This is a genomic window from Stenotrophomonas sp. YAU14D1_LEIMI4_1, assembly GCF_003086815.1.
In the GTDB taxonomy this organism is placed as follows: Bacteria; Pseudomonadota; Gammaproteobacteria; order Xanthomonadales; family Xanthomonadaceae; genus Stenotrophomonas.
In genome coordinates, this window is the sequence record NZ_CP025997.1 from 1040055 (window position 1) to 1065015 (window position 24961).

Consider the following 24961-nt stretch of genomic DNA (forward strand, 5'->3'; position numbering starts at 1 on the left):
GGGCACTGCCTGCTGTCGCCGGCCTACAATGCGGGCATATCCCGCCGAGGCCGACCATGAGCAGCGAAACCCTCTTCAGCAAGATCATCCGCCGCGAGATCCCGGCCACCATCGTCTACGAAGACGCCGAGGTGCTGGGCTTCAAGGACATCGCACCGCAGGCGCCGGTGCACGTGCTGTTCATTCCGAAGAACGAGATCATCCCCACGCTGGATGACCTGCAGCCGTCGCAGGCGCACCTGATCGGCAAGCTGGCGCTGGCAGCCGCGGCCTACGCGCGCAGCGAGGGTTTGGCCGAAGACGGCTACCGCATCGTGATGAACTGCCGCGAGCATGCCGGGCAGACCGTGTTCCATATCCACATGCATCTGCTGGCCGGCGCGCCGCTGGGCCATTTCGGTACGCCGGGGCGTTGAGGCAACCGCATCCACGCGTGGCCAGGATGATGGCACGCGTAAAAAAGGCCGCCCTGGGGCGGCCTTTCTTTACTTACCACCAGCCCCAACGGCCGTAGCCCCAGTACGGGCCCGGGCCCCACGGGCCATACGGACCGTACGGGTAGGGCACCACATCCACCTGGCGCTGTTCCGGCCACAGGTAGATCACATCGGCGGCCAGCTTCGGCAGGCGGTAGTCGTAATCACCGATGCGCGTATTGGAATAGCCGTCGATCTTGCCGATGAAGGTCACATCGCGGCCGGCTTCGAACACGGCCGGGTCGTAGAAGCCGGCGCGGCAGGCAATGAAGCGGCCGTCGCTGGCGTCGGACGAGGTGGTGTTCGGGCGGCCACTGCCGTTGAGCGGGCGCGAGATCATCTGGAAGCAGGTCTCGCCCTGGCCGGGCAGGGTTTCAATGATGCGCCCGCCCCAACGGACCGGCGTGCCGACCTGCTGGGTGGCGACCGAATCGCGCGGGGAGACCAGGCTGAACTGTCCCTGCAGCGGCTTGGGTGCCGTTGCGCAGGCCGACAGGGCCAGCGTGGCCACGGCAGTAAGAAGGAACTTGGTTTTCATTGGGAAGCTCCGGAAGACGGGCGATGCCTGCGCAGGTCCCGCAATAATGCGGCGAGGTCGGTGTGAGTGCCAGCGTAACGCGTGTCAGCGAAACGCTGGCTGAGTGCCAGAAGGGCAGGGTCAGGCTGCTGGGCATGCACGCGGCCGGCCCAGACCATGGGGGGCTCGTGCGGTTCGCGGCCCAGGCCGCGCCGCGCGTAGCGCCGGCCCAGGCGGTGCCAGGCGCGCAGCAGGGGATCGCGCTCGCGCTCGCCACGTGCCAGCAGCCAGGCCATCCAGGCCAGTGCCAGCAACGCGGCCGTCACGAACCCAGCCAGCAGCTGTCCCGGCCCCAGATCGTCCAGTCCCAGTGGCTGCAGCATCTGCTGCTGGCGGCGTGCGTCGAAGGACAGCACCAGATCGTTCCAGCCACGGCGCAGCCAATCGCCCACCTGGCCGATCTGCAGCCAGCGCTGCCGCAGGTCGGTATCGGCGCCGGCCTGCAGGCGGTCATCCAGCGTGTCCAGGATCCGTTCTGGTGCCACGGCGGCGGTCGGGTCCACCCGCACCCAGCCCTGCTGCGGCAGCCACACTTCGGCCCAGGCGTGGGCGTCCATGCGGCGCACCACCCAGTAGTTGCCGATGCGGTTGCGGGTACCGCCGGCGAAGCCGGTCACCACCCGCGCGGGAATGCCGGCGTTGCGCATCAGCACCACGAAGGAAGAACTGAAGTGCTGGCAGAAGCCGGCCTTGTAATCGAACAGGAAGGCATCGACCGGATCGCGCCCGGCCACGGGGGTTTCCAGTGTGTAGGAGAGGTCAGTGGTGATCCAGGCCAGTGCCCGGCGTACCAAGGCGGCATCGTCATTGCCGGCCTCCTGGCGCCACTGCCGGGCCAGCGTAGCGGTGCGCGGGTTGAAGCCTGCCGGCAACTGCAATGCCGCGCGGCGCTGTTCAGCCGACAGCGTGGCATCGAAGCGGCGCGCTGGTGCCGATTGCAGGCGCCAGCGGGTCAGTGCGCTCAAGCGGCGGTCGCTGGACAGGCTCATGTCCGCATCCAGACGGGCCCCGGCCGGTGCGCTGCGCGGCAGGTCCAGCGCCACCAGTTGGCGGCGGTCGGTGGGCTCGTAATCGATCTGGTAATCCCAGCCCGATCCTGTCTGTTCCACGACCGCCGGCGTGCGGAACTGCGCGGCGGGATCGCGCCGCCACACGTGGCCATCAAAACGGGTCATCACCGGGCCGCGCCAGTAGCGCTGTTCCGCCGCCGGCGCTGCACCGAAGAACTGCACGCGTAGGGCGGGCGTATCGTCGGCCATCAGGTCCAGCCACTGGTCCGGCTCCATCGTGTCGGACAGCCCCGGCGTGCCGACGGCGCGATCGGGAATGCCCCACAACGGCGTAGCCAGGCGCGGGAACAGCCAGAAGCAGGCCAGCGCCAGTGGCAGGCCGATCAGCAGCAGTCGGCCAACGCCATGCAGCTGTCCGCGCAGCGGCACCGGCGCGCTATGGCCTTCGCCCTGGGCCAGGCGCTGCAGCGCCAGCAGGCCGGTGATGCCGGCCAGTGCTGCCAGCGCGGTGGTCACCGGCCCCTGGTCGAGCAGGAAGGCGGCAAACGGTGCGAACAGGGCGAAGCCGATCAGGCTGCGCGCATCACGCAGGCTGCGCAGCTCGCTGGACTTGATCGCCAGCATCGCCGCCAGCAGCGCGCAGCCGGTGTCGCGGCCGGGGCGCATGGCGCCCATCTGCCAGACGATGGCGCCCAGCATGGCCAGCACCAGCAGCACGCGCACCGGCATCGGCAGTACACGCCGCTGCGACAGCAGAGCGGTCAGCACGGCGGCGCCGGCAAACAGCGCGGCCAACAGCGTGGGCAACTGCAGCAGCAGCGGCAGCAGGGCCAGCGCCGCACTGGCCAGCGTCCAGGAGCGCGCGTTGCGGTCGATCAGGGGCGCGGTGTCAGTCATGCGGCAACAGGGCCAGTGCGCGCAGGCACAGATGGTGGTGGCTGGCGCCCTGACCGGGGCCGAGCGCGGGCTGGCCGGGCAGCAGCAGGGTATAGCGGCGTCCTTCGCGTTCGGCCAGGTCGACCCAGCGCGCCAGCCGCGTAATGCGCGCTTCGCCGGCCATCGGTGCCAGGGCGCGCCAGTCCAGCATCACCTCGATGCCGACCGGCTTTTCGTATTCGCGTACCAGCAGGCTGTCGCGCCGCGCCGAATGTTTCCACGCGATGCTGCGCGGTGGGTCACCGGCGCGGTACGGGCGCAGCTGGTGCAGTTCCTCACCGCTGGCGTGGGCGCGGGTGTGCAGCGGGTCGCTGCCGCGCTCGGGCAGGGCCGGGCCCTGTGCTTCGGCGTGGGGATAGACCAGCAGCGGTTGTTCGGGCCAGACCCACGACCAGGCCCGCACCAGGCCCAGCGGCTGGGTGCTGGACAGGCGCACGCGTGGCAGGTCCAGCCAGCCGCGCCGCTGCGTGGGTACATCCAGTCCCACTTCGCCGCGGCCCTGCGCCGGCAGGTCGGTCCAGGCCTGGCTGTCGCCCAGTTGCAGGTGCAGACCGTGGCGCGCACGCGGGTCGCGCACGGAAAGATCGATGCGCAGCCGCAGCGGTTGCCCGGCTGCAACCGGCTCGGCGGCGATCGCATCGACCTGCACGCCAGACAGCTGCAGGTGCGCGGCAATCGCGCTGGCCACCGCGGCTGCTGCCAGCAGCAGGGCCAGCAGCAGCGCAGGGTTGTTGTTGTAATTCAGTGCGCCCAGCAGCATGGCCGCCAACAGGGTGGCCACGAACAGGCCGAAACGCGTGGGCAGCACGTAGATGCGGCGGCGGTCCAGTCGCTGCGGCAATGCCTCCGGCGTGCGTGGGCGCGCCAGCAACTGCAGCCGTGCCCAGCGCGAGGAGACGTTCAATCGACCGCTACCGTCTGCAGGATCGCCCGCGCCAGGGCCGGGCCGGCGCTGGATTCGGCTTCGCCCACCAAGCGGTGGCCGGCGACCGCGACGAACAGGGTCTGCACGTCTTCGGGCACCACATGGCCGCGGCCCAGCAGCAAGGCATGCGCCTTGGCCGCGCGCAGCAGGGCCAGGCCGGCGCGCGGTGACAGGCCCACGCGCACGCCGGCATGCTGGCGGCTGCGGGTCAGCAGCGCCTGCACGTAATCCACCAGCGCATCGCTCACATGGATCTGGCTGACCGCTTCGCGCAATTGCCGCACCTGGTTGTCATCCAGCTGCGGCACCGCACGTGCAATCAGGTCGCGGCGGTCGGTGCCGCGCAGCAGCTCGCGCTCGGCCTGCGGGCTGGGATACCCCATGGCCAGGCGCAGCAGGAAGCGGTCCAGCTGCGAATCGGGCAACGGGAACGTGCCCGACAGATCCACCGGGTTCTGCGTGGCGATCACGAAGAACGGGTCCGGCAGGGTATGCGTCTGCCCGTCCAGCGTGACCTGCTGTTCGGCCATGGCTTCCAGCAGGGCGCTCTGCGTGCGCGGCGGCGCGCGGTTGATCTCATCGGCCAGCAGCACATGGGTGAACACCGGGCCGGGATGGAACTGGAACTGGCGGCTGCTGGCGTCGTACACCGATACGCCCAGCACATCGGCGGGCAGCAGGTCGGAGGTGAACTGCACGCGCTGGAAGCCCAGCCCCAGGCTGCTGGCCAATGCGTGCGCCAGCGTGGTCTTGCCCAAGCCGGGCAGATCCTCGATGAGCAGATGGCCGCCGGAAAGCAGGGCAACGAAGGCCAGGCGCACCTCCTGCACCTTGCCCAGCACCAGCGCGTTGACCTGGTCCTGTGCATTGCGCAGGGCCTGTCGCAGTTGATCGGTTAGCATGCTGGGCATGGGGGACGAAGCTGTCATGATCGTCTCACGTTCGGGAACCCATCGATTCTATCCATAGAGCAATGCAGGGCGAACAGCGCGCACGCACGATATTTGTCTGGTTATGGACGCTCGTCACAGCGGCCAAGCTGGTCGTGGCCGCACGGCTGCCCCTGTTCGTCGATGAAGCGTTCTATTGGCAGGAGGGCCAGCACCTTGCGGCCGCCTATTCCGATCTGCCCGGCCTGACCGCGTGGCTGGCGCGGTTGGGCGTGGAAATCGGCGGCCATCATGTGCTGGCGCTGCGCCTGCCGTTCCTGGCCATCGGCGCGTTGCTGCCGTTGCTGGTTTCGCGCGTGGCCACGCGCTGGTTCGGCGCAGTGGCCGGTTGGCAGGCCGGCAGCCTGACCTTGTTGATGCCGTTGTCGGCCACGCTGGGCCTGCTGGCCGTGCCCGATGTGCCGATGGCGCTGGCGGCAGTGCTGTGCCTGGACGCCGGTGCGCGCCTGCTGCGCAATGTCGATGCCTCTTCGGCGGTGAAGCTGGGCCTGGGTCTGCTGATCGGCGCACTCAGCCACTACCGCTTCATCGGTGTCATCGGTGTGGGTTTCATTGCCCTGCTGGCGCTGCCGCAGGGGCGGCGGATGCTGGCCGACCCGCGCGTTTGGGTGGCGCTGGCGGTGGGCGTGCTGGCCTGGCTGCCGCTGCTGGCCTGGAATGCCGACAACCACGATGCCGGCCTGAAGTTCCAGGTGGTGGAGCGCCATCCCTGGGCATTCGAGTGGCGCGGGCTGTGGTTCCTGGTGATCCAGCCGATGCTGGTCACGCCCATCCTGTGCATTGCCATGTGGAAGGTGGCGCTGGCGGGTACCCGCAGCGGTGGCGGCGCGCGCGTGCAGTGGCGCTACTTCGGCCTGGTGGGCGGCGTATCCACGCTGGGCATCTTCGTGCTCGGCTTCTTCACCGATGTGGAGCGCATCAGTTTCCACTGGCCGCTGCCGGGCTACCTGGCCCTGCTGGTGGCGGTGCCGGTAGTGCTCAACGGCTGGCCGCGCGGCCTGCGCCGCACCGGCTGGTGGCTGGCGGGCGCAGGCATGGTGCTGGCGTTCTCCTATTACCTGATGGCGTCCTCGCCGGGCCTGCGCGAACAGCTGGCGGGCAACAAGTACTACCCGCGCAATTTCGCCGGCTGGCAGCCGCTGGCGGCGGCGGTGCGCGAAGAACTGGCACAGATGCCGGAAGGCACCCGGGTGCTGGCCGGCAACTTCAAGGTCGGCGCCGAGCTGGGCTTCCAGCTTGGCGATGGTGATATCGCGGTGCTGCCGCATCCGCTCAACGACAAGCATGGGCGCAGTGCGCAGCTGGCACAGTGGCAGTTGCTGCATGAAGGGGAGCGGCAGCAGCCCATGCTGCTGGTGCTGTCGCCCAGCGACCAGCGTTACCGCGATCTGCTGCAGCGTTACCACGCGGTGTGCGAACAGGTGGGGCCGTTGCCGCCGCCACGCGTGGTCAGCAGCGATCACGGCTTCCAGCGCTTCCTGTTGTTCCGCCTGCCGGCGCAGCGCGTGGACGCGCCGTGCGTGACCCCGGCGATGGCCTGGCTGGATGCGCCGTCCAATGGTGATGTCGTTTCCGGCACGCTTGCGGTGAAGGGCTGGGCCTTCAAGGACGGTGTCGGCCTGTCGCGGGTGGAAGTGTTGCTGGATGGCCAATCGCTGGGCGATGCCCGCTATGGCCGCGAATTCGATATCCGCGCGGCCTGGCCGGGCACCAACGATCCCAGCCACCCGCACGTAGGCTTCGATGCCAGCGTGGATACGCGCGCGCTGGCGCCCGGCCGGCATTGGCTGGGCCTGCGCCTGCATGGCCGCGACGGCAGCGTGGAGCAATGGCAGGAACAACCGTTCGAGGTCGCCCCGTAACGCGCAATGTCCAGCGCGCTCGACCGCCTGGTGCGTAGAGTCGAGCTTGCTCGACTGCCGGGTACATTCAGTCGAGCAAGCTCGACTCTACCAAGGCGGGGTCACGGCACGGCGAAGCCGGCCTTCCGCAGCAGCCCGCACAGGGCGATCAGGGGCAGGCCGACCAGCGCGGTGGGGTCGCGGTTGTCGATCGCCTCGAACAGGCTGATGCCCAGCCCTTCGCACTTGAAGCTGCCGGCGCAGTCCAGCGGCTCCTCGGCCGCCACGTAGCGGGCGATCTCGTCCTGGTTGAGAACGCGGAAGCGGACCTCGGTCACGTCCACGGCTGCCAAGCTGTCTCCTTCACATGTGAGACTGACGGCGGTATGGAAGCGCACGGTCTTTCCGGACATGGCGGCCAACTGCACGCAGGCGGCGTCCACCGTGCCCGGCTTGCCCAGCGGCAGGCCGTCCAGGTCGGCCACCTGGTCCGAACCGATCACCCAGGCAGCGGGGTGGCGTGCGGCCACCTCAGCGGCCTTGGCGGCGGCCAGGCGCACCGCCAGCGCTGCCGGTGCCTCGCCGGCGCGCGGTGTCTCGTCCACATCCGGGCGTGCGCAGTCGAAGGGCAGGCCCAGCCGTTGCAGCAGGTCGCGGCGGTAGCGGGAGGTGGAGGCCAGCAGCAGGGCGGACATGCGATAATTCCGGGGCAGGGCGGGGCAGTCTGGCCCGGCGTGAAGGCCCGCAGCAAGCCCCGCCCGGCGGGGTATTTGACAGCGGGCGGGCTGATCCTTAGTATTCAGCGGCTTATGTCCGCGAACGTGCCCGAAACGCTGGATGCTTGGCGGATGGTTGTAGCGCGCAGGCGCTTCGACGGCCAGGTCTCTTTGGCTGAATTGACCCGCCTGCAGGGCTTGGTCGCCGATACCGACGGTGAGTGCAGTTACTCGCTTGAGTTCGGTCGCGACGAGGTCTTGCGGGTATCCTATGTGGAACTGACCATCGATACCGCGTTGCCGCTGACCTGTCAGCGCAGCATGCAGCGATTCCTGTTGCCGGTGAAGATGACCCAGAGGCTTGGCCTGATCCGCGACGAGGACGAGGAATCGTCCCTGCCGGAAGAGTACGAAGCGTTGCTGGTGCCGGAAGATGGCCAGCTGCGGCCGCTGGACCTGGTCGAAGACGAGTTGGTGCTGGCGGTGCCGGTGGTGCCGTTGTCGCCCGACGGTGAAGCCGTCGACCAGGACTGGGCACCAAGCGAAGAAGAAACGAAGAAAGCCAACCCGTTTGCGGCGTTGGCGGCCCTGAAGAAAGAATAGAAGCATTAGCAGCCGGATTGTCGTCGGCGGCTGCGGCGAAAGCGAAAGTGTGCTGGGCGCTGGCGTCCTGCGCGACGATACGACGAAGCAAAAACGAACCGAGTTTGGAGCAATCCCATGGCTGTCCAGAAATCCCGTGTCACCCCGTCCCGCCGCGGTATGCGCCGTGCGCATGACGCCCTGAGCGCCAAGCAGCTGTCGACCGACCCGACCACCGGCGAAGTGCACCTGCGTCACCACATCACTGCTGACGGTTTCTACCGCGGCAAGAAGGTCATCCAGACCAAGACCTCGGCCGTCGAAGAAGATTGATGTGCCGGGAAGGCCGCTGCCTGCGGGCAGCGGCCTTCGCCTTTCTTCCCGGGTGTGCCGGTGATCGGCGGCCCGCGCAACAGGAAACATGATGAGCAAGCGGATCTACTCGAGGATCGCGGGCACCGGCAGCTATTTGCCGGAAAAAGTCCTGACCAATGCCGACCTGGAAAAAATGGTCGAAACCTCGGACGAGTGGATCCAGACGCGCACCGGTATCCGCGAACGGCACATTGCTGCCGAAGGCGAAACCACCAGCGATCTCGGCTACAAGGCCGCGCTGCGTGCGCTCGAAGCGGCCGGCATCGATGCCAGCCAGCTCGACATGATCGTGGTGGGTACCACCACGCCTGACCTTATTTTCCCGTCCACCGCGTGCCTGATCCAGGCCAAGCTCGGTGCATCGGGTTGCCCCGCTTTCGACGTGAACGCCGCCTGCTCGGGCTTCGTGTTCGCGCTCAGCGTGGCCGACAAATTCATCCGTTCCGGTGATGCCCGCCATGTGCTGGTGATCGGTACGGAAACCCTGACCCGCATCGTTGACTGGGAAGACCGCACCACCTGCGTGCTGTTCGGCGATGGCGCCGGCGCGGTCGTGCTCAAGGCCGACGAAGAGACCGGCATCCTCAGCACCCACCTGCATTCGGACGGCAGCAAGAAAGAGCTGCTGTGGAACCCGGTGGGCGTGTCGGTCGGTTTCAAGGGCGGCGCCAACGGCGGCGGCACCATCAACATGAAGGGCAACGACGTGTTCAAGTACGCCGTGAAGGCGCTGGACTCGGTCGTGGACGAAACCCTGGAGGCCAATGGCCTGGACAAGTCCGACCTGGATTGGCTGATTCCGCACCAGGCCAACCTGCGCATCATCGAAGCCACGGCCAAGCGCCTGGACATGTCGATGGACCAGGTGGTGGTCACCGTCGATCGCCACGGCAACACCTCCTCGGCCTCGGTGCCGCTGGCGCTGGACGCCGCCGTGCGTTCGGGCAAGGTCGAGCGCGGCCAGCTGCTGCTGCTGGAAGCCTTCGGTGGCGGCTTCACGTGGGGTTCGGCTCTGCTGCGCTATTGATAGCGTCAGTTACGACAACGTGAATCTGTCGTTACGGCCCCTCTGGGGCCGTAACGCGTTTAGGAGAACCGTCATGGTTGAGCCCATCGTGATTGAAGGGCAGCGTGCCTGGCTGAAGCAGTACGGCAAGGGAAGCCGCGCACTGGCCCTGGGCCTGCTGAACTTTGTCGCCCATCGTTTCCAGCTGGACGCGCTGCGCCCGCCGCCGCACCGTGGCGGTGATGCCGCCCGCGAAACCGAAGCGCGCCGCCTGGGCGAACTGCATGCGCAGGGCGTCAACGTGCCCGAAGTGATCGGCAGCGGCCACGCCGCGCTGGTGATCGGCGACAACGGCAGCTCCTTCAATACCTGCCTGCGCGAGGCCGACGCGGCCGGTCGCGACCGCCTGGTGGCCGCGGCCATGCATGCGCTGGCCGAGGCACATGCGCGCGGGGCCTATTTCGGCCAACCGCTGCCGCGCAATCTCACCTGGGACGGGCAGAAGGTTGGCTTCATCGATTTCGAGGAAGACCCGCTGGAAGTGATGGACCTGGCCGAGGCACAGGCCCGCGACTGGCTGATGTTCGGCTACGGCGTGGCCAAGTACTACGGCGAACGCCCCGAACGCCTGCAGGCGATGATGGCCGAGGCCATGAACAGCGTGCAGGAGCCGGTGCGCGCCCATGTGCATTCGGTCAGCGGGCGCCTGCAGGGGCTGGCCCGGGTCTGCATGAAGATGGGGCGCTCGGCGCGCGCGTTGGCGCATTCGATCTTCATCACCCATGGCGCCACCACGCTGGGCCTGATCATGGTGGCGGGGCTGTGCATGGACTTCTTCGCCGACGGCGAACTGGACATCCTGCAGCTGTTCTGCTGAAGGCGGGCAGGGGTCAGGGCCCTTTTCCGGAGGAAAAGGGATCCGACCCCGCCATTGCTCCATACGCCGTGCATACGCGCACGTACAGACGGCACGGGGAATTCACCCTTATCATGGCCCGCTTCGATTGCAACAAGCGGATGACCGCGTGACCGTATCCACCCTCGCTTTTGTCTTCCCCGGTCAGGGCTCGCAGTCCGTGGGCATGCTGGCCGAACTGGCCGAGCTGCACCCGCAGGTGCGTGAAGCCTTCACCGAAGCATCCGATGGTGCCGGTGTCGACCTGTGGGCGCTGTCCCAGGGCGGCCCGGAGGAAATGCTCAACCGTACCGAATACACCCAGCCGGCGCTGCTGGCCGCGAGCATCGGCGCATGGCGCGCCTGGCATGCCGTGGGCGGTCCGCGTCCGTCGGTGCTGGCCGGCCACAGCCTGGGCGAATACACCGCACTGGTCGCCGCCGGCGCGCTGAGCCTGCACGATGGCGCCCACCTGGTGCGCCTGCGTGGCCAGCTGATGCAGGAAGCCGCGCCGGCCGGCGTGGGCGCCATGGCCGCCGTGCTGGGCGCCGAAGACCAGCTGGTGCTGGACGTCTGCGCCGAAGCTGCGGGCAGCCAGGTGGTGGTGCCGGCCAACTTCAATTCGCCGGGCCAGATCGTGATCGGTGGCGACGCCGATGCGGTGGACCGCGCGTTGGCGCTGCTGGCCGAAAAGGGCGTGCGCAAAGCGGTCAAACTGGCCGTCAGCGTCCCCTCGCACACCCCGCTGATGCGCGAAGCCGCCAACCGCCTGGCCGAAGTGATGGCCGGTCTGTCCTGGCAGGCGCCGCAGCTGCCGGTGGTGCAGAACGTCGATGCCAAGGTGCACGACGGCGTCGATGCCATCCGTACCGCACTGGTGCAGCAGCTGTACCAGCCGGTGCAGTGGACCGGCTGCGTGCAGGCCCTGGCCGCCCGTGGCATCACCCAGATCGCCGAGTGCGGCCCGGGCAAGGTGCTGACCGGCCTGGTCAAGCGCATCGACAAGACCCTTGATGGTCGCTCGCTGGCTACCCCGGGCGATTTCGAAACCGCCCGCGAGACGTGGTCGGCCTGATCCCCCTGTTCCTGCCGACCGTGCCGGTGGCCGCTGCAAGCGGCACGGGTGCGGCGGCCGCCCCAGCCTGAGGAAAACATCATGAGCAAGCCCCTGCAGGGTGAAATCGCACTGGTCACCGGCGCCAGCCGTGGCATTGGTGCCGCCATCGCCGATCTGCTGGCCGCCCAGGGCGCCACCGTCATCGGCACCGCCACCACCGAATCCGGCGCCGCCGCGATCGGTGAGCGCCTGGCCGCCCACGGTGGCCACGGCCGCGCCCTGAACGTGACCGATGCGGCCGCGCTGGACAGCGTGCTGGACGGCATCGCCAAGGAATTCGGCGCGATCTCGATCCTGGTCAACAACGCCGGCATCACCCGCGACAACCTGCTGATGCGCATGAAGGACGAGGACTGGGCGTCGATCATCGACACCAACCTCACCAGCGTGTTCCGCACCAGCAAGGCCGTCATGCGCGGCATGATGAAGGCGCGCAAGGGCCGCATCATCAACATCGCCTCGGTGGTGGGCGTGACCGGCAATGCCGGCCAGGCCAACTATGCCGCCGCCAAGGCCGGCATCATTGGTTTCAGCAAGTCGCTGGCCAAGGAAATCGGCTCGCGCGGCGTCACCGTGAACGTGGTTGCGCCCGGCTTCATCGACACCGACATGACCAAGGCGCTGCCGGAAGAAGCACGCACCGCCCTGATCAACGACATCGCCCTCGAACGCCTGGGTTCGCCGGAAGACATCGCCCATGCGGTGGCCTTCCTGGCCAGCCCGGCGGCCGGCTACATCACCGGCGAAACCCTCCATGTGAACGGCGGCATGTACATGCCGTAAGCAAGGGGCGCAGGGATTGCGCCGCAAGTGGTTGATCTGCGAGGATTTTTGCTGCAATGCAAGGTCGCGCCGGTTTCCACTACACTATCCCACGGCCATCGCCTTTGATGGCGACCATTTTTGAACCACAACTCCATCTGGAGCGAGATCCCATGAGCACCATCGAAGAACGCGTCAAGAAAATCGTCATCGAACAGCTTGGCGTCAAGGAAGAAGAAGTCACCAACAGCGCATCGTTCGTCGATGACCTGGGCGCTGACTCGCTGGACACCGTCGAGCTGGTGATGGCCCTGGAAGAAGAGTTCGAGTGCGAAATCCCGGACGAAGAAGCCGAGAAGATCAGCACCGTGCAGGCTGCCATCGACTACATCAAGGCCCACGTCAAGGCCTGATGTCAGACGGCCGTGCGCGTGCGGGCTCCTGCTCGCCGCGCACCGCACCCCATGGGGCCGCAGTTGCGGCCCCGTGTGTTTGAGCATCACATCGAAGCAAACCGTGTTAACCGTCGAAAACGTGCGGGTCAGGAGAATCAGCAATGAAGCGTCGCGTCGTCGTAACCGGCCTGGGTATCGTCTCGCCGTTGGGCAATGATCTGGCCAGCAGCTGGGAAGGCATCACCCAAGGTCGTTCGGGCATCGGTCCGCTGACCAACGTTTCTGATGCCTACCTGGAACGGTTCACCACCAAGATTGCAGGTGAGGTCAAGGGCTTTGACATCACCGCCGACAACCCGTTGTTCGGCAAGTACCGGGTCAGTGGCAAGGATGCCAAGAAGATGGACCCGTTCATTCATTACGGCCTGGGCGCTTCGTTCATGGCCCTGCACGATTCGGGCCTGGAAATCACCGAAGCCAACGCCGAGCGCGTGGGCGCCATCGTCGGCGCCGGCATCGGCGGCCTGCTGGGCATCGAAGAGCAGACCATCGAATTCCACGAGGGCAAGAAGATCTCGCCCTTCTACGTGCCCAAGACCATCATCAACATGCTGCCGGGCCAGCTGAGCATCATCGCCGGGCTGAAGGGCCCGTCGTTCTCGGCCGTGTCCGCCTGCGCGACCTCGAATCATTCGATCGGTACCGCGATGCGCATGATCCAGTACGGCGATGCCGACGTGATGGTGGTCGGTGGCGCCGAGCGTGGCTCCTCGCCGACCGCGCTGGGCGGCTTCTGCGCCATGAAGGCCATGAGCACCCGCAACGATGCCCCGCAGCAGGCCTCGCGCCCGTGGGACAAAGACCGCGACGGCTTCGTGCTGGGCGACGGTGCCGGCATCCTGATCCTGGAAGAGTACGAGCACGCCAAGGCGCGTGGCGCGAAGATCTACTGTGAGCTTGCCGGCTTCGGCGCCAGCTCCGACGCGTACCACATGACCGCCCCGGCCGAGAACGGCGAAGGCGCAGCGCGCTGCATGACCATGGCACTGAAGGACGCCGGCGTGACCCCGGACCAGGTCGGTTACCTCAACGCCCACGGCACCTCCACGCCGCTGGGCGACCTGGGCGAAACCATGGCCATGAAGACCGCCTTCGGTGACCACGCCTACAAGATGATGGTCAGCTCCACCAAGTCGATGACCGGCCACCTGCTGGGTGCCGCCGGCGGCGTGGAAGCGATCTTCTCGGTGATGGCGCTGCAGGACAACATCATTCCGCCGACCATCAACCTGGAACAGCCGGGCGAAGGCTGCGACCTGGACTACGTGCCCAACGAAGCACGCCAGGCCAAGGTGGACGTGGTGATGTCCAACGGCTTCGGCTTCGGCGGCACCAACGGCACGCTGATCTTCAAGCGCGTCTGACCGGCGCGCGGTAGAGTCGACCGTTGCTCGACTCCGCCGTTGTGTAGAGTCGAGCCATGCTCGACTTCGCCGTTGTGTAGAGTCGAGCCATGCTCGACTTCGCCGTTGTGTAGAGTCGAGCCATGCTCGACTTCGCCGTTGTGTAGAGTCGAGCCATGCTCGACTTCGCCGTTGTGTAGAGTCGACCGTTGGTCGACTGAACGTGCAATCCAGTCGAGCATGGCTCGACTCTACATGCGAAGAAGCCGCCGCAAGGCGGCTTCCGTGCATCTGAACCCCTGAACTGGCCGCCATGACCCACGCACCGCTGATCCACCCGCTGCCGCACCCGATCGACCTGCTGGCCGTGCAGCAGCATGCCCCCGCGCGCTTCCCGCTGCTGATGGAATCCACCGCCTCGGGTACCGCGCAGGGGCGCTGGAGCCTGCTGCTGGCCGCGCAGGGCGACCAGCTGCGGCTGGATGCCGATGGCCAGGTGCGTGACCAGCACGATGCGGTGCAGCCGGGCACCTTCCTGCAGGTGCTCGACCGCGCCTGGCAGGCCGAGCGCTTGCCGCACGACGGCAGCCATAGCCTGCCGTTCCGCGGCGGTTGGGCGTTGATGCTGGACTACGAAGTGGCCAGCCAGATCGAACCGGTGCTGCCAACGCGCGCGCGCGACGATGGCCGCCCCACCGCGCTGGCACTGCGCTGCCCGGCCGCGCTGCTGCACGACCACGAAGCGAACGCCAGTTTCGTCATTGCCGAGGCTGATCAGCAGGCCCTGCTGGACGCGCTGGTGGCACAGGCCGCGGCCGCGCTGCCCGAAGCCGGGCAGGGCTGGCAGCCGCCGCAGTCGGTGGGCGAAGACCCGCCGCAGCGCTTCACCGACGGCGTGCGCCGGGTGATCGATTACCTGCGCGCCGGCGATGTGTTCCAGGTGAACCTGTCGCGCCGCTGGAGCGCGCAGTTCGCCGCGCCGGTCAGCCCGCAGGCGCTGTACGCACAGCTGCGTCGTGCCAACCCGGCACCGTTTGCCGGGCTGTTCAGTGCGCACGGCCGCCATGTGGTCAGCTCATCGCCGGAGCGCCTGGTATCGGTGCACGCCGGTCAAGCGCAGACCCGGCCGATTGCCGGCACCCGCCCGCGCTTCGAAGGCGACGACGATGCCGCGCGCATCCAGGAACTGGTCGGCCACCCCAAGGAGCGCGCCGAGCACGTGATGCTGATCGACCTGGAGCGCAACGACCTGGGGCGCATCTGCCTGCCCGGCACGGTGGTGGTCGATGAACTGATGACGGTGGAGAGCTATGCCCATGTGCACCACATCGTCAGCAACGTCAGCGGCCATCTGCGCCCTGACGTCACCCCGGGCGACGTGATCGCCGCCACCTTCCCCGGCGGCACCATCACCGGCTGCCCGAAGGTGCGCTGCATGCAGATCATCAGCGAGCTGGAACAGGTGCCGCGCGGGGCCTACACCGGCGCCTTCGGCTGGCTGAATCGCGATGGCGACCTGGACCTGAACATCCTGATCCGCACCGCCGAAGTGGACGGCAGCGAGGTCAGCTTCCGTACCGGCGCCGGCATCGTGGTCGATTCGGACCCGGACAAGGAACTGGACGAGACCCGCGCCAAGGCCCGCGGCCTGCTGCGTGCCCTGGGCCAGCAGGGCTGACCGGCCGGGGTCAGATCCCTCGCGCGGCGCGCGAGGGCTCTGACCCCGGGGCTACCGATCCTGGTGGGTGCCGACCGTTGGTCGGCACTGGCACACACCCCCATCATGACCCCGCGCCACCGGGCACGGTATCCTGCACGGCGGAATCGCATTCAGAGGTAGTCCATGGCGGGAGCCAAGCGCGGGTGTCTGTTCGTGGTAACGCTGCTGCTGGTGCTGGCCGCCGTGCTGGTCGGTGTGGGCGCGTGGTTCTTCCACCAGCAGAGCCAGTTCGCCGATCAGCCGATCAGCCCGTCCACCGACAGCGTGGTCATCGCCAGCGGCGACGGCCTGAACAGCGTGCTGCGCAAGCTGCGCGACGCCGGGGTGGACGAAGGCCAGGACACCCAGTGGCAGCTGCTGGCGCGCCAGCTTGATGCCGCCGGCAAGCTGAAGGTGGGCGAGTACGCGCTGGACAACCGCCTGACCCCGCGCGAGCTGCTGCTGCGCATGCGTGCGGGCAAGGTGCTGCAGCACCGCGTCACGATCGTCGAAGGCTGGAACATCCGCCAGGTACGTGCCGCGCTCAAGCGCGCCGAACCGCTGCTGCACACCACCGATACCCTGGATGACGCTGCCCTGATGCAGCGCCTGGGCTTCGGCGGGCAGCATCCGGAGGGCCGCTTCCTGCCGGAAACCTATGTTTACCAGCGTGGCGACAGCGACCTGGACGTGCTCAAGCGTGCGCATGCGGCGATGGAAAAAGCCCTGGACGAAGCCTGGGAAAGCCGCGCGCCGGATCTGCCGATCAACACGCCCTACGAGCTGCTGACCCTGGCCTCGATCATCGAAAAGGAAACCGCGCTGGCCAGCGAGCGGCCGCAGATTGCCGGGGTGTTCATGCGCCGCCTGAAGATCGGCATGCGCCTGCAGACCGACCCGACGGTAATCTACGGCATCGGCACGGCCTACGACGGCAACATCCGCCGCCGCGACCTGACCACCGACACGCCCTACAACACCTACACGCGTGCCGGGCTGACGCCCACCCCGATCGCCATGCCCAGCCGCGATGCGCTGATGGCCGCCGCGCAGCCCGCACCGGGCGATGCGCTGTACTTCGTCGCCGTGGGCGACGGCAGCGGCGCGCACGTGTTTTCGCCCAGCCTGGACCAGCACAACGCCGCCGTAGCCCGCTACCTGCAGCAGCTGCGCCAGCAACGTTCCAAGGAGACCCCGGCGCAATGAGTTCCGCGCTGCTTCGCCACCCGCGTTTCGTCAGCCTGGAAGGCGGCGAGGGCGCGGGCAAGACCACTGCCATCAACGCCATCCGTGATTGCCTGCGCCGCCATGGCCACGAGGTGGTGCTTACCCGCGAACCGGGCGGCACGCCGCTGGCCGAGCGTATCCGCGGCCTGGTGCTGAAGCCCGACGCCGAGATCGCCGCCGAACCGCTCAGTGCCGAGGCCGAACTGCTGCTGGTGTTCGCTGCGCGTGCCCAGCACGTGCGCCAGGTGATCCAGCCGGCACTGCAGCGCGGTGCTTACGTGCTCAGTGATCGCTTCACCGATTCCAGCTACGCCTACCAGGGCGGTGGCCGCGGCCTGGACCCGCAGTGGATTGCCGATCTGGAGCGCCGCGCGGTGGGCCTGCTGCCGGGCCTGACCCTGCTGCTGGATGTGGACGTGGCCGTGGGCCGCGCCCGCGCCAATGGCCGCGATCTGTGGCCGGACCGCATCGAAAGCGAGCAGGACGATTTCTTCCAGCGCGTGCGCGAAGTGTTCCGCAGCCGCGCCCAGCAGGATCCGCAGCGCTTCGCCCTGGTCGATGCCGGCCAGGTGCAGGAACGCGTGGCCGCCGATGTGGTGGCGCGCGTAGAGCAGTGGCTGCAGGCGGGGCAGGGCGCATGAGCACCTTCTCGCCCTGGCAGCAGCGCGCCTTCGACCAGACCGTGGCCGCGCTCGATGCCGACCGCCTGGGCCATGGCCTGTTGATCTGCGGCCCGGCCGGGCTGGGCAAGCGCGAAGTGGCGCTGGCCCTGGCCGACCATGTGCTGGCCCGCGGTGATGCGGGCCACGCGGCACGCACGCGCCAGTTGATTGCCGCCGGCACCCACCCGGATCTGCAACTGGTCAGCTTCATTCCGAACAAGAGCGGCGACAAGCTGCGCACCGAGATCGTGATCGAGCAGGTGCGCGAGATCACCAACAAGCTGGCGCTGACCCCGCAGTACGGCGTGGCCCAGGTGGTGATCGTCGATCCGGCGGATGCGATCAACCGTTCGGCCGCCAACGCGCTGCTGAAAACGTTGGAAGAGCCGCAGCCCGGACGTTACCTGTGGCTGATCAGCAGCGACCCGGCGCGCCTGCCGCAGACCGTGCGCAGCCGTTGCCAGCGTCTGGAATTCAAGCTGCCGCCGCATGACGAAGCCTTGGCCTGGTTGCTGCAGCAGGGCCACAGCGAAGCGGCCGCGCGCGAAGCGCTGGAGGCCGCGCGTGGCCATCCCGGCCAGGCCGACAACTGGCTGCGCGAAGGCGGCCTGAGCCTGCGCCGCGAAGTGGGGCGCGAGCTGGAACAGCTGGCCGCCGGCAGGACCGGTGCGGTGGAGCTGGCGCAGAAATGGTGTGGCGATGACAACGCGGCCCTGCGCCTGCGCTTCGCTGCCGATCTGGCGCTGGCCCAGGCCAGCACCGACGCCTTGACCACGCCGGAGCGATTGCACAAGCTTGCAGCTTGGTTCGATGCGGCCAATCGCACCCGCGACCTGCTGCGCACCACGGTGCGTGCGGATCTTGCGGTGGTCGAGCTGCTGCTGGCCTGGAACAAAGTCAACGAGCGGCCTGCCGCAAGGGGTAACCGATGAGTGCCAGCAACGCCCGCCAGGGCATCCTGTCCCTGGCCGTGAAGGACAAGGCCGCGCTGTACAGCGCGTACATGCCATTCGTGAAGAACGGCGGCATCTTCGTGCCCACGCCCAAGCGCTACTTCCTGGGCGACGAAGTCTTCCTGCTGCTGACCCTGCCCGATTCCAGCGAACGCCTGCCGGTGGCCGGCAAAGTGATCTGGGTCACCCCGGCCGGTGCACAGGGCAACCGCACCGCCGGCATCGGCGTGCAGCTGGCCGACGGCCAGGAAGGCGAGGCCGTGCGCCACAAGATCGAAACCCTGTTGGCCGGCCTGACCAGCTCGGACAAGCCCACCCACACCATGTAAGGCGCCGAACCTCGAAGCACCCGAGATCCCGCCCCTTCGTAGAGTCGAGCTTGCTCGACTGCTCCTCCAATGTAGAGTCGAGCCATGCTCGACTGCAGCTCGACGACAGGCCTGAAAAAGCCCCGAGAACACAAATGTGAAAAAGTGTTGACGGCCTCAAAAAAGCCCCTATAATGAGCGGCTCAGCAACACACCGGGCGGTTAGCTCAGCGGTAGAGCATTGCCTTCACACGGCAAGGGTCACAGGTTCGATCCCTGTACCGCCCACCATGTTGCAGAACGAAAAAAGCCTCCAGCAATGGGGGCTTTTTTGTTGGCTGTGATTCGGGTGAGCAGGGATGGGTCGTGTGCGCTCACTTCAGAGGCCCTGTCGTTCCAAGCTCTTGCCGCTCAAAGAACGAGTGGCGTAGATTCGATGGACGCACACCCTGTGCCTTTATCAGGAGGGGCCATGGGACGTCCCGGATTTTTTGCATGTACGCGGATCTGCGTCGTAGCCGTCATGTCAGTGATCACTGTTGCTGGCTGCACATCATCGACTGACATGGGTTCTCCCACCTCTGTGGAAGCGAACAAGAGCCGAGGAGTGAACGAAATGCTTGATGAAATCTATGCGTCCAAGAAGCCGGTTCGCTTCGAGCAGTTGGACGTAAGTGCGATCGTCAGTCGCTATCTGCCGTTGGGGACGCCGCGCGCTGATGTACTGGCCGCGATGGGGGCGCAGCCCGGAGCCAAGATCATCGAGGATTCGCCCGCGACGTTGATCGTTCGCGACGATAGGGGCAAAGCAATGCTGGATCCGGACGCCCGCTCGGTGGTCATGACGTTCACGTTCGATAGCGCAGGCAAACTTGACCAGGTGCAAGCCGTCCATCTGAAAAATCAGTAGGAGAGCCTTCGTCATGGATGAGAAGATTGAAGTCGGATATCGCAACATCGGTAGTGTTGCAGGCAAGGACTATCATCACAAATTCATCCTTTACACGGACAAGGATGGACAACAGCACACCATCAGCGGTTGGACCGGGGAACCATCGCCGGAGCTGCCTTATGGTCGAATGCACGTAATTGCTGATCGCCGATATGACGCAGAGAATCCGGATCATCCCGCCAATATAAATGCGCACGGACAAGCTCAGTATCGAGAGCTGATCACCCGAGGAGCGGATCTGTCCGAAACCTGGAAGGTGATGGTGGCAGATGCGAAGGCGAAGAGCGATAGGTTCCCCTACGATCCTCAGTTGCAGAACTCCAACTCGCTGGCAGACAGCATCCTGCGTGATGCAAAGCTCGCAGAGCCTACTCAGGATGGTTTCGAGAAGCACTGGGCGCCAGCTTCGGGCCGAAAACTTGACGAGTCGCTAAAGCCTAAGGTGCCTGGGCTCGGGAACTCCGGCCGAACATTTAGCGAAGCCACGCAGGAGGAATTGATCGACGACCCCATGTTCCAGCGCGCATTGGCGGTCCTTGAAAAGGCAGGGCCCAAAGTGGGTGGCTACGAAAGCGATCAAGATAAGGACGTATTGCGGGAGCTCTGGCAGTCCAGGCCAACAGTCGCCAGCTGCCGGACATACATCAGATCATGCACAATCCACAGAACGGGATGACATTTGCGATCTGGCAAAGCCCCGGCAACAGTGGCGACGTCATGAGGGTCGCAGTCGATCGCGATGTTGCAACTCAGCAGCCGCTGGAAGAATCACTGACTGCGTTGAGTAATGCCAGAAGGCAGTCGCACGATATCGGGCAAGAGCAGGTGGCGCAGCAGGATCGTTCGCGCGGGCCCATGGCGTTGGGCTGATTCCTTCACCGGAAGGCGATTTTGGCGGTGCCGACTCAGATTGGCCGGCGCTCATCGCATGTCGCATTCCCCAGCTCCACCTGAACACGCTGCGCGAGCTGCCGCGCTGCGAGCAAAAGCCCATCGCGATGACCATCGCCCAGATGTTCGTGTCGCTGCCCCTGCACACGAGCGCGCTCATCGGCATGCAGCAGCTCCAGTGCGGTGGCCAGTGCCGCCAATGAGCGGCTGATTGATGCAACGCAAGGTGCAGTGAGCATCTGTGCAGCGCAGGTCTGGCCGTCCTCCGCATCGCCGGTGCGGATGGCCTGCAACTGGGCGAGGAAGAGGGATTGATCCGCGGCCGGCGTTGCGTCGCGCAACGCGCACTCGATTTCGCGGGCAATGTCATCAGGCACGTCGCTGGCGATATCGCCGATCAGCGCGTGCAGGCGGGGATGGAGGCTGGATCGATTGGTCATGGCGAAACCCTCACTGGCGCAAGGCCACCTTCTGCAAGAAAGGTGGCGGACGGTGCAGGTTGGCGTACCAAGGCAAACAAGCTTCAGGGGAGAAGAAGGCCTGGCGGATCTACTGATCCCCACGCACCGGCCGCCATTGGAGGCAGTCCGTGCATTCTCGCTGCTGCGATCAATTCCGCAGCCCCTAAGTCTTGTTTGTTTATTCGAGACGCCAATCCCGACCAAGGCAACGTGCCCCGGCAGGCCGAGCATCGGCGCGTTCCAGCACGAACGTCACTGAGGAAAGTTGCCATTCCGCGGGAGATTTCACTTCTGTGAGCATCACCACACACCACCTGCGTACGCGTTCACCAACCGCGCCCGCTCTCGTTCAACACACCACCCGCGCAACGCATCAGTACCCAGCGCCACCCGGTCGTTCGCGTCACAACCCCTAAACCCACCTTTACAACCGTTTTAAGACAGACATGTCGCGTTTGCCCCTTCGGCACGACACCCCATGCGGATAGCGTTGTCACCAGACGTTTCCAACACGCGAGGGAGTGCCGATGTCTGCCCACTACGACAGCATGGTCGATCAGTACGTAGCCTATGCGGGGGCTTCGCCCACGCGCCCCATTGAAGTGCGCACCCTGCTGCAGCTGGCCGGTCCGCTGCAGGGGCGCGATGTGCTGGACCTGGCCTGTGGCTCGGGTTACTACGGCCGCGTGCTGCTGCGCCATGGCGCGCGCAGTGCGGTGGGCGTGGACCAGTCGCAAGGCATGATCGACTTCGCCCGTGCGCTGTCGCGGCACAGCAACGACGACATGCAGTTCCACACCCGTGACGTGCTGGACATGGCCGACATCGGTACGTTCGACATCGTGGTGGCGGCCTGGCTGTTCAACTACGCAGACTGCCCGGCCACCCTGCAGGCGATGTTCGCCGCGGTGGAGCGCCACCTGAAGCCTGGCGGTCGGCTGGTGGTGCAGACCTTCAATCCCGATTACCGGCTGGCGCTGGGCGACTACGCGCAGTACGGGGTGAAAGTGCTGGAAGAACAGCCCTGGCAGGACGGCGCGCGGCTGCGCCTGCAGTTTCCCGGCACGCCGCCGGCGCAGGTCACCAACTACCGCTGGCCGCGCACGCACTACGAAGAGGCTGCGGTGCTGGCCGGTTTCGCGCGACCGCAGTGGCACGAGCCGCAGCTGGATGCCGAAGATGTGGCGCGCCACCACCTTGGCTACTGGGACGACTACGTGCACAACTGCATGTCGGTGAACCTGCTCTGCCAGCGCTGAGCGGTACCGCTCAGGACGGACGGGGGCGGGGCGCGCCGCAGGGGGTGGTTGCGACCTGCCTCCCTCCGTCCCCTTGCGTGGGCTTGGGTATGCTGGGGCGCCTTTCTGCATGTGCCTGCCATGAACGAACGACGTACCGCGCTCATTTCCGCCCTGCGCAGCGCCGGCTGCAGCGACCCGGCCAGCTGGGCCGACAGCGAACTGCGCGAAGACATTCCGCAGTTCGCCCGCTTCCTGGTGCTGCGCGACGTGCATCGGCTGGCCGACGATGTGGACTCGGCGCTGGCCGAAACACTGTTCGATCGCGACGATCTGGCCGATACCCTGCAGGCCCTGCGCAGTGCAGTGCCGGCCGCCGCGCTGGAGGCGTTCCTGCGCGCCTACGGCCAAGCCCTGGGCAACAGCTTCGTGATGGCGGTGGACGAAGGCCCGTCGATGCGCGAAGACGGCATGCCCGGGTGGGTACTGATGGAAACTGACGCAGATGACACGCCCAGCGGCCGCTTGATCCAGGGCCTGCACGAAGACTATCTGGACATCGCAACGTCCGTCACGCCGTAGTCTGCGGCGCCCGGCCGCGGCGATCCGCCGCGACGACATCAACCAATGGGCCGGAGCCAACGGCCTGCTGGCCACCCGCGCCGAATGAGGGTCAGGCCTTCAGCCAGCGTGGCGACACCGCCACGCCCAGGAAGGCCACCGCCACGCCGATGAAGGCGCCCACCAGCCCCACATGGTGGGCGGCGAAGCCGATCAGCACCGGCCCGGCCAGCACGCCGGCGTAGCCCAGCGTGGTGACCGCGGTGATCGCCACGCCCTCGGGCATGCGGGTCTGGTTGCCGGCCAGCGAGAACAGCGCCGGCACCACGTTGGCGCAGCCCAGGCCCAGCATCACGTAACCGACCAGCGAGGCCTGCCACGGCGTGACCAGGGTGAGCACCAGTACGCCCGCCGCGCCCAGCAGGCCGCCCAGTACGATGGCGCGGTGCCGCCCCAGGTGGTCCACCACGCGGTCACCGAACAGGCGCGCCACGGTCATGCTCAGGGCGAAGGCCGCATAGCCCAGGCCAGCCAGCGTCGGTGCCACGCCGCGCACATCGGTCAGCAGCAACGCGCTCCAGTCCAGCATGGTGCCTTCGGCCAGGAATGCCACGAACACCAGCACGCTGATGAACAGCACGATGCCGCGCGGCCAGGCCAGGAAGGGGCCCTCATGCGCGACCCGTTCGTTGCGCCAGTGGCGCAGGGCGGGCAGGGCAATCAGCACCATCACCGCGCAGCCCACCAGCACCGCCGGCAGCAGCGGCAGCCAGGCCCCCAGCAGCAGCGTGCTGGCCGCACCGACGAAGCCGCCGATGCTGTAGAAGGCGTGGAAGCCGGACATCATCGCGCGCCGCGATTCGCGTTCCACCACCACCGCCTGCACGTTCATGGTGCAGTCCATGGCACCCACGCCGGCACCGAACACGAACAGGATCGCGCCCAGCGCCCAAGGCGAGGAGGCCACCGCCAGCCACGGCAGGGACAGGCAGATCAGCGCGCTGGTGGCGATCATCACCGTGCGGCAGCCCAGCCGTGCCGCCAGCACGCCGGCCAGCGGCATGGCCAGCAGCGAACCGGCGCCCAGGCCGAGCAGGATCAGGCCGAGAGTGGCGTCGTCCACTCCGCTGCGGGCCTTGGCAAAGGGCACCAGGGTGGCCCAGATGGCGGTGGCGAAACCAGGAATGAAGAACGCAGCACGGGTGGCGTGCTGCTGGGCGCGGGGCGAGGAAACTGGCGTCATGGAAGAACCGGACAAGGGATCAGGAATGCGTGGGATGCACGGCGATGCCGGCGGCACGGAAGCGTTCGGCCAGCGCGGCCGGGGCGGAGGTGGTCAACACCAGATCGTCGATCTCATCCAGCGCAGCCACCTGCCACACGCCACGCGCGCCCAGCTTTTCGGTGGTCGCAGCCACGATCACCCGGCTGGCGCAGGCCAGCATCGCGCGCTTCAACGTGGCTTCCTCGCCATCCATCGCCCACACGCCGGTATCGGCATCGACCGCACAGGCGCCGGGCAGGTACACATCGGCGCGCAGCCGCTGCACCTGGGCCAGCGCCTCGGCGCCCACCGCACCGCCGCCCTCGGCCAGGCGGCCGCCGATCAGGTGCACGGTGGTGCCGGCCTGCCACGCCGCCGCCGTGGCGATCTGCGGCGCATTGGTGATGACCGTCAGTGCCAATGCGCCGGGCAGCTGCTGGGCGATGGCCTGGTTGGTCGAACCGGCATCGATCAGCAGCACCTGGCCGGGCTGCAGCAGGGCCAACACGCGCGCGGCCAGTTCGGCCTTGTCGCCGCGGTCCTGGGTCAGCCGTTCGCGCAGCGGCGCCGGCTTCGGTGCCGGCAGCACGGCGCCGCCGTACACACGCTGGCACAGTCCCTGGGCCGCCAGCTCGCGCAGGTCGCGGCGGATCGAATCTTCGGACACGGCATAGCGGCGCGCCAGGTCGGCGGCCACCACGCGGCCCTGCTGGCGCAGTTCATCCAGGATCAGCTGGGTGCGCTGGGCGGGGAGAGTGGGGTCGGCTGTCATGGGGGCG

28 protein-coding genes and 1 tRNA gene are annotated in these 24961 nt (G+C 67.1%); 21 read left to right on the forward strand and 8 right to left on the reverse strand.

Annotated features, from left to right (window positions below):
• Positions 1–56: 56 nt before the first annotated feature.
• The gene (locus tag C1932_RS04730; RefSeq protein WP_108761367.1) at positions 57–416 is read left to right on the forward strand and encodes a histidine triad nucleotide-binding protein; all 360 of its coding nucleotides are present in this window, start codon (positions 57–59) and stop codon (positions 414–416) included.
• A 73-nt stretch (positions 417–489) separates the two neighbouring features.
• Here C1932_RS04730 and C1932_RS04735 read toward each other — a convergent pair whose 3' ends face one another.
• Genes C1932_RS04735 through C1932_RS04750 form a run of 4 tightly spaced genes read right to left on the reverse strand, consistent with a single transcriptional unit; the run spans position 490 to position 4853 of the window.
• Complete coding sequence (locus tag C1932_RS04735; protein WP_108748740.1) at positions 490–1014, reverse strand: Slp family lipoprotein; 525 nt, start codon at positions 1012–1014, stop codon at positions 490–492.
• Positions 1011–2960 (reverse strand): DUF3488 and transglutaminase-like domain-containing protein, encoded by a 1950-nt coding sequence (locus C1932_RS04740; protein WP_108761368.1) that lies wholly within the window; start codon positions 2958–2960, stop codon positions 1011–1013. Before C1932_RS04740 ends, C1932_RS04735 begins: the two co-directional genes overlap by 4 nt.
• Positions 2953–3903, reverse strand: coding sequence for a DUF58 domain-containing protein (locus C1932_RS04745; protein ID WP_199912007.1), 951 nt, complete (start codon positions 3901–3903; stop codon positions 2953–2955). Before C1932_RS04745 ends, C1932_RS04740 begins: the two co-directional genes overlap by 8 nt.
• On the reverse strand, positions 3900–4853 hold the full coding sequence (locus C1932_RS04750) for a MoxR family ATPase (RefSeq protein WP_108761369.1): 954 nt from the start codon (positions 4851–4853) through the stop codon (positions 3900–3902). Before C1932_RS04750 ends, C1932_RS04745 begins: the two co-directional genes overlap by 4 nt.
• 44 nt (positions 4854–4897) lie before the next feature.
• On the opposite strand from C1932_RS04750, the gene C1932_RS04755 reads away from it, so the two are divergent.
• The gene (locus tag C1932_RS04755) at positions 4898–6736 is read left to right on the forward strand and encodes a glycosyltransferase family 39 protein (RefSeq protein WP_108761370.1); all 1839 of its coding nucleotides are present in this window, start codon (positions 4898–4900) and stop codon (positions 6734–6736) included.
• Positions 6737–6837: 101 nt separating this feature from the next.
• Here the strand turns inward: C1932_RS04755 and C1932_RS04760 are convergent, their stop codons facing one another.
• Positions 6838–7410, reverse strand: a complete 573-nt coding sequence (locus C1932_RS04760; protein WP_108761371.1) for a Maf family nucleotide pyrophosphatase — start codon at positions 7408–7410, stop codon at positions 6838–6840.
• 114 nt (positions 7411–7524) lie between these two features.
• Here C1932_RS04760 and C1932_RS04765 point away from each other — a divergent pair, with 114 nt between their 5' ends.
• From C1932_RS04765 to C1932_RS04845, 17 genes are all read left to right on the forward strand, one after another.
• The gene (locus C1932_RS04765; protein ID WP_108755547.1) at positions 7525–8034 is read left to right on the forward strand and encodes a YceD family protein; all 510 of its coding nucleotides are present in this window, start codon (positions 7525–7527) and stop codon (positions 8032–8034) included.
• Between the two features lie 117 nt (positions 8035–8151).
• Positions 8152–8346 carry a 50S ribosomal protein L32 gene (rpmF, locus tag C1932_RS04770; protein ID WP_004154640.1) on the forward strand — a complete coding sequence of 65 codons (195 nt, stop codon included), beginning with the start codon at positions 8152–8154 and terminating at the stop codon, positions 8344–8346.
• Positions 8347–8437: 91 nt separating this feature from the next.
• A complete protein-coding gene (locus tag C1932_RS04775) occupies positions 8438–9415 on the forward strand; it encodes a beta-ketoacyl-ACP synthase III (RefSeq protein WP_108761372.1) in 978 nt (325 codons plus the stop codon).
• Positions 9416–9488: 73 nt separating this feature from the next.
• Positions 9489–10271 carry a serine/threonine protein phosphatase gene (locus C1932_RS04780; RefSeq protein WP_108761373.1) on the forward strand — a complete coding sequence of 261 codons (783 nt, stop codon included), beginning with the start codon at positions 9489–9491 and terminating at the stop codon, positions 10269–10271.
• A gap of 148 nt (positions 10272–10419) precedes the next feature.
• The gene (gene fabD / locus C1932_RS04785; RefSeq protein ID WP_108763355.1) at positions 10420–11364 is read left to right on the forward strand and encodes an ACP S-malonyltransferase; all 945 of its coding nucleotides are present in this window, start codon (positions 10420–10422) and stop codon (positions 11362–11364) included.
• Between the two features lie 81 nt (positions 11365–11445).
• Complete coding sequence (gene fabG, locus C1932_RS04790) at positions 11446–12189, forward strand: 3-oxoacyl-ACP reductase FabG (protein WP_107230029.1); 744 nt, start codon at positions 11446–11448, stop codon at positions 12187–12189.
• 152 nt (positions 12190–12341) lie between these two features.
• Positions 12342–12581, forward strand: a complete 240-nt coding sequence (gene acpP / locus C1932_RS04795) for an acyl carrier protein (RefSeq protein WP_108748749.1) — start codon at positions 12342–12344, stop codon at positions 12579–12581.
• A 143-nt stretch (positions 12582–12724) separates the two neighbouring features.
• Positions 12725–13987 (forward strand): beta-ketoacyl-ACP synthase II, encoded by a 1263-nt coding sequence (fabF, locus tag C1932_RS04800; RefSeq protein ID WP_108761374.1) that lies wholly within the window; start codon positions 12725–12727, stop codon positions 13985–13987.
• Between the two features lie 292 nt (positions 13988–14279).
• Positions 14280–15644 (forward strand): aminodeoxychorismate synthase component I, encoded by a 1365-nt coding sequence (locus C1932_RS04805; RefSeq protein ID WP_108761375.1) that lies wholly within the window; start codon positions 14280–14282, stop codon positions 15642–15644.
• A 165-nt stretch (positions 15645–15809) separates the two neighbouring features.
• Positions 15810–16871, forward strand: coding sequence for an endolytic transglycosylase MltG (gene mltG / locus C1932_RS04810; protein ID WP_108761376.1), 1062 nt, complete (start codon positions 15810–15812; stop codon positions 16869–16871).
• Entirely contained in the window at positions 16868–17533 is a 666-nt protein-coding gene (gene tmk / locus C1932_RS04815; RefSeq protein WP_108755552.1) for a dTMP kinase, read from the forward strand. Before mltG ends, tmk begins: the two co-directional genes overlap by 4 nt.
• The gene (locus C1932_RS04820; RefSeq protein ID WP_108761377.1) at positions 17530–18486 is read left to right on the forward strand and encodes a DNA polymerase III subunit delta'; all 957 of its coding nucleotides are present in this window, start codon (positions 17530–17532) and stop codon (positions 18484–18486) included. Before tmk ends, C1932_RS04820 begins: the two co-directional genes overlap by 4 nt.
• The gene (locus C1932_RS04825) at positions 18483–18836 is read left to right on the forward strand and encodes a PilZ domain-containing protein (protein WP_108761378.1); all 354 of its coding nucleotides are present in this window, start codon (positions 18483–18485) and stop codon (positions 18834–18836) included. The genes C1932_RS04820 and C1932_RS04825 overlap by 4 nt, the downstream gene beginning before the upstream one ends.
• A gap of 195 nt (positions 18837–19031) precedes the next feature.
• A tRNA-Val gene (locus tag C1932_RS04830) sits at positions 19032–19106 on the forward strand.
• Positions 19107–19431: 325 nt separating this feature from the next.
• On the forward strand, positions 19432–19725 hold the full coding sequence (locus tag C1932_RS04835) for a DUF6393 family protein (protein WP_108761379.1): 294 nt from the start codon (positions 19432–19434) through the stop codon (positions 19723–19725).
• Between the two features lie 13 nt (positions 19726–19738).
• On the forward strand, positions 19739–20443 hold the full coding sequence (locus tag C1932_RS19790) for a hypothetical protein (protein WP_159094498.1): 705 nt from the start codon (positions 19739–19741) through the stop codon (positions 20441–20443).
• Positions 20416–20637, forward strand: coding sequence for a hypothetical protein (locus C1932_RS04845; protein WP_325051533.1), 222 nt, complete (start codon positions 20416–20418; stop codon positions 20635–20637). Before C1932_RS19790 ends, C1932_RS04845 begins: the two co-directional genes overlap by 28 nt.
• Before the next feature lie 35 nt (positions 20638–20672).
• On the opposite strand, the gene C1932_RS04850 is transcribed toward C1932_RS04845, so the two are convergent.
• Positions 20673–21098 carry a hypothetical protein gene (locus C1932_RS04850; RefSeq protein WP_108761382.1) on the reverse strand — a complete coding sequence of 142 codons (426 nt, stop codon included), beginning with the start codon at positions 21096–21098 and terminating at the stop codon, positions 20673–20675.
• A 548-nt stretch (positions 21099–21646) separates the two neighbouring features.
• On the opposite strand from C1932_RS04850, the gene C1932_RS04855 reads away from it, so the two are divergent.
• A complete protein-coding gene (locus C1932_RS04855; RefSeq protein WP_108755555.1) occupies positions 21647–22378 on the forward strand; it encodes a class I SAM-dependent methyltransferase in 732 nt (243 codons plus the stop codon).
• Between the two features lie 120 nt (positions 22379–22498).
• On the forward strand, positions 22499–22939 hold the full coding sequence (locus C1932_RS04860; RefSeq protein WP_108761383.1) for a hypothetical protein: 441 nt from the start codon (positions 22499–22501) through the stop codon (positions 22937–22939).
• Between the two features lie 91 nt (positions 22940–23030).
• Here the strand turns inward: C1932_RS04860 and C1932_RS04865 are convergent, their stop codons facing one another.
• Both C1932_RS04865 and C1932_RS04870 read right to left on the reverse strand, forming a co-directional pair.
• Positions 23031–24161, reverse strand: coding sequence for an MFS transporter (locus C1932_RS04865; RefSeq protein ID WP_108761384.1), 1131 nt, complete (start codon positions 24159–24161; stop codon positions 23031–23033).
• 19 nt (positions 24162–24180) lie between these two features.
• Positions 24181–24954 carry a DeoR/GlpR family DNA-binding transcription regulator gene (locus C1932_RS04870; protein WP_108761385.1) on the reverse strand — a complete coding sequence of 258 codons (774 nt, stop codon included), beginning with the start codon at positions 24952–24954 and terminating at the stop codon, positions 24181–24183.
• Positions 24955–24961: the final 7 nt, after the last annotated feature.

What these genes read in the sequence shown, in the direction of transcription:
- C1932_RS04730 (WP_108761367.1), top strand. Translation starts at nt 57, where the DNA reads ATGAGCAGCGAAACCCTCTTCAGCAAGATCATCCGCCGCGAGATCCCG.
- C1932_RS04735 (WP_108748740.1), bottom strand. Translation starts at nt 1,014, where the DNA reads ATGAAAACCAAGTTCCTTCTTACTGCCGTGGCCACGCTGGCCCTGTCG.
- C1932_RS04740 (WP_108761368.1), bottom strand. Translation starts at nt 2,960, where the DNA reads ATGACTGACACCGCGCCCCTGATCGACCGCAACGCGCGCTCCTGGACG.
- C1932_RS04750 (WP_108761369.1), bottom strand. Translation starts at nt 4,853, where the DNA reads ATGACAGCTTCGTCCCCCATGCCCAGCATGCTAACCGATCAACTGCGA.
- C1932_RS04755 (WP_108761370.1), top strand. Translation starts at nt 4,898, where the DNA reads ATGCAGGGCGAACAGCGCGCACGCACGATATTTGTCTGGTTATGGACG.
- C1932_RS04760 (WP_108761371.1), bottom strand. Translation starts at nt 7,410, where the DNA reads ATGTCCGCCCTGCTGCTGGCCTCCACCTCCCGCTACCGCCGCGACCTG.
- C1932_RS04765 (WP_108755547.1), top strand. Translation starts at nt 7,525, where the DNA reads ATGTCCGCGAACGTGCCCGAAACGCTGGATGCTTGGCGGATGGTTGTA.
- rpmF (WP_004154640.1), top strand. Translation starts at nt 8,152, where the DNA reads ATGGCTGTCCAGAAATCCCGTGTCACCCCGTCCCGCCGCGGTATGCGC.
- C1932_RS04775 (WP_108761372.1), top strand. Translation starts at nt 8,438, where the DNA reads ATGAGCAAGCGGATCTACTCGAGGATCGCGGGCACCGGCAGCTATTTG.
- C1932_RS04780 (WP_108761373.1), top strand. Translation starts at nt 9,489, where the DNA reads ATGGTTGAGCCCATCGTGATTGAAGGGCAGCGTGCCTGGCTGAAGCAG.
- fabG (WP_107230029.1), top strand. Translation starts at nt 11,446, where the DNA reads ATGAGCAAGCCCCTGCAGGGTGAAATCGCACTGGTCACCGGCGCCAGC.
- acpP (WP_108748749.1), top strand. Translation starts at nt 12,342, where the DNA reads ATGAGCACCATCGAAGAACGCGTCAAGAAAATCGTCATCGAACAGCTT.
- fabF (WP_108761374.1), top strand. Translation starts at nt 12,725, where the DNA reads ATGAAGCGTCGCGTCGTCGTAACCGGCCTGGGTATCGTCTCGCCGTTG.
- C1932_RS04805 (WP_108761375.1), top strand. Translation starts at nt 14,280, where the DNA reads ATGACCCACGCACCGCTGATCCACCCGCTGCCGCACCCGATCGACCTG.
- mltG (WP_108761376.1), top strand. Translation starts at nt 15,810, where the DNA reads ATGGCGGGAGCCAAGCGCGGGTGTCTGTTCGTGGTAACGCTGCTGCTG.
- tmk (WP_108755552.1), top strand. Translation starts at nt 16,868, where the DNA reads ATGAGTTCCGCGCTGCTTCGCCACCCGCGTTTCGTCAGCCTGGAAGGC.
- C1932_RS04820 (WP_108761377.1), top strand. Translation starts at nt 17,530, where the DNA reads ATGAGCACCTTCTCGCCCTGGCAGCAGCGCGCCTTCGACCAGACCGTG.
- C1932_RS04825 (WP_108761378.1), top strand. Translation starts at nt 18,483, where the DNA reads ATGAGTGCCAGCAACGCCCGCCAGGGCATCCTGTCCCTGGCCGTGAAG.
- C1932_RS04835 (WP_108761379.1), top strand. Translation starts at nt 19,432, where the DNA reads ATGCTTGATGAAATCTATGCGTCCAAGAAGCCGGTTCGCTTCGAGCAG.
- C1932_RS19790 (WP_159094498.1), top strand. Translation starts at nt 19,739, where the DNA reads ATGGATGAGAAGATTGAAGTCGGATATCGCAACATCGGTAGTGTTGCA.
- C1932_RS04850 (WP_108761382.1), bottom strand. Translation starts at nt 21,098, where the DNA reads ATGACCAATCGATCCAGCCTCCATCCCCGCCTGCACGCGCTGATCGGC.
- C1932_RS04855 (WP_108755555.1), top strand. Translation starts at nt 21,647, where the DNA reads ATGTCTGCCCACTACGACAGCATGGTCGATCAGTACGTAGCCTATGCG.
- C1932_RS04860 (WP_108761383.1), top strand. Translation starts at nt 22,499, where the DNA reads ATGAACGAACGACGTACCGCGCTCATTTCCGCCCTGCGCAGCGCCGGC.
- C1932_RS04865 (WP_108761384.1), bottom strand. Translation starts at nt 24,161, where the DNA reads ATGACGCCAGTTTCCTCGCCCCGCGCCCAGCAGCACGCCACCCGTGCT.
- C1932_RS04870 (WP_108761385.1), bottom strand. Translation starts at nt 24,954, where the DNA reads ATGACAGCCGACCCCACTCTCCCCGCCCAGCGCACCCAGCTGATCCTG.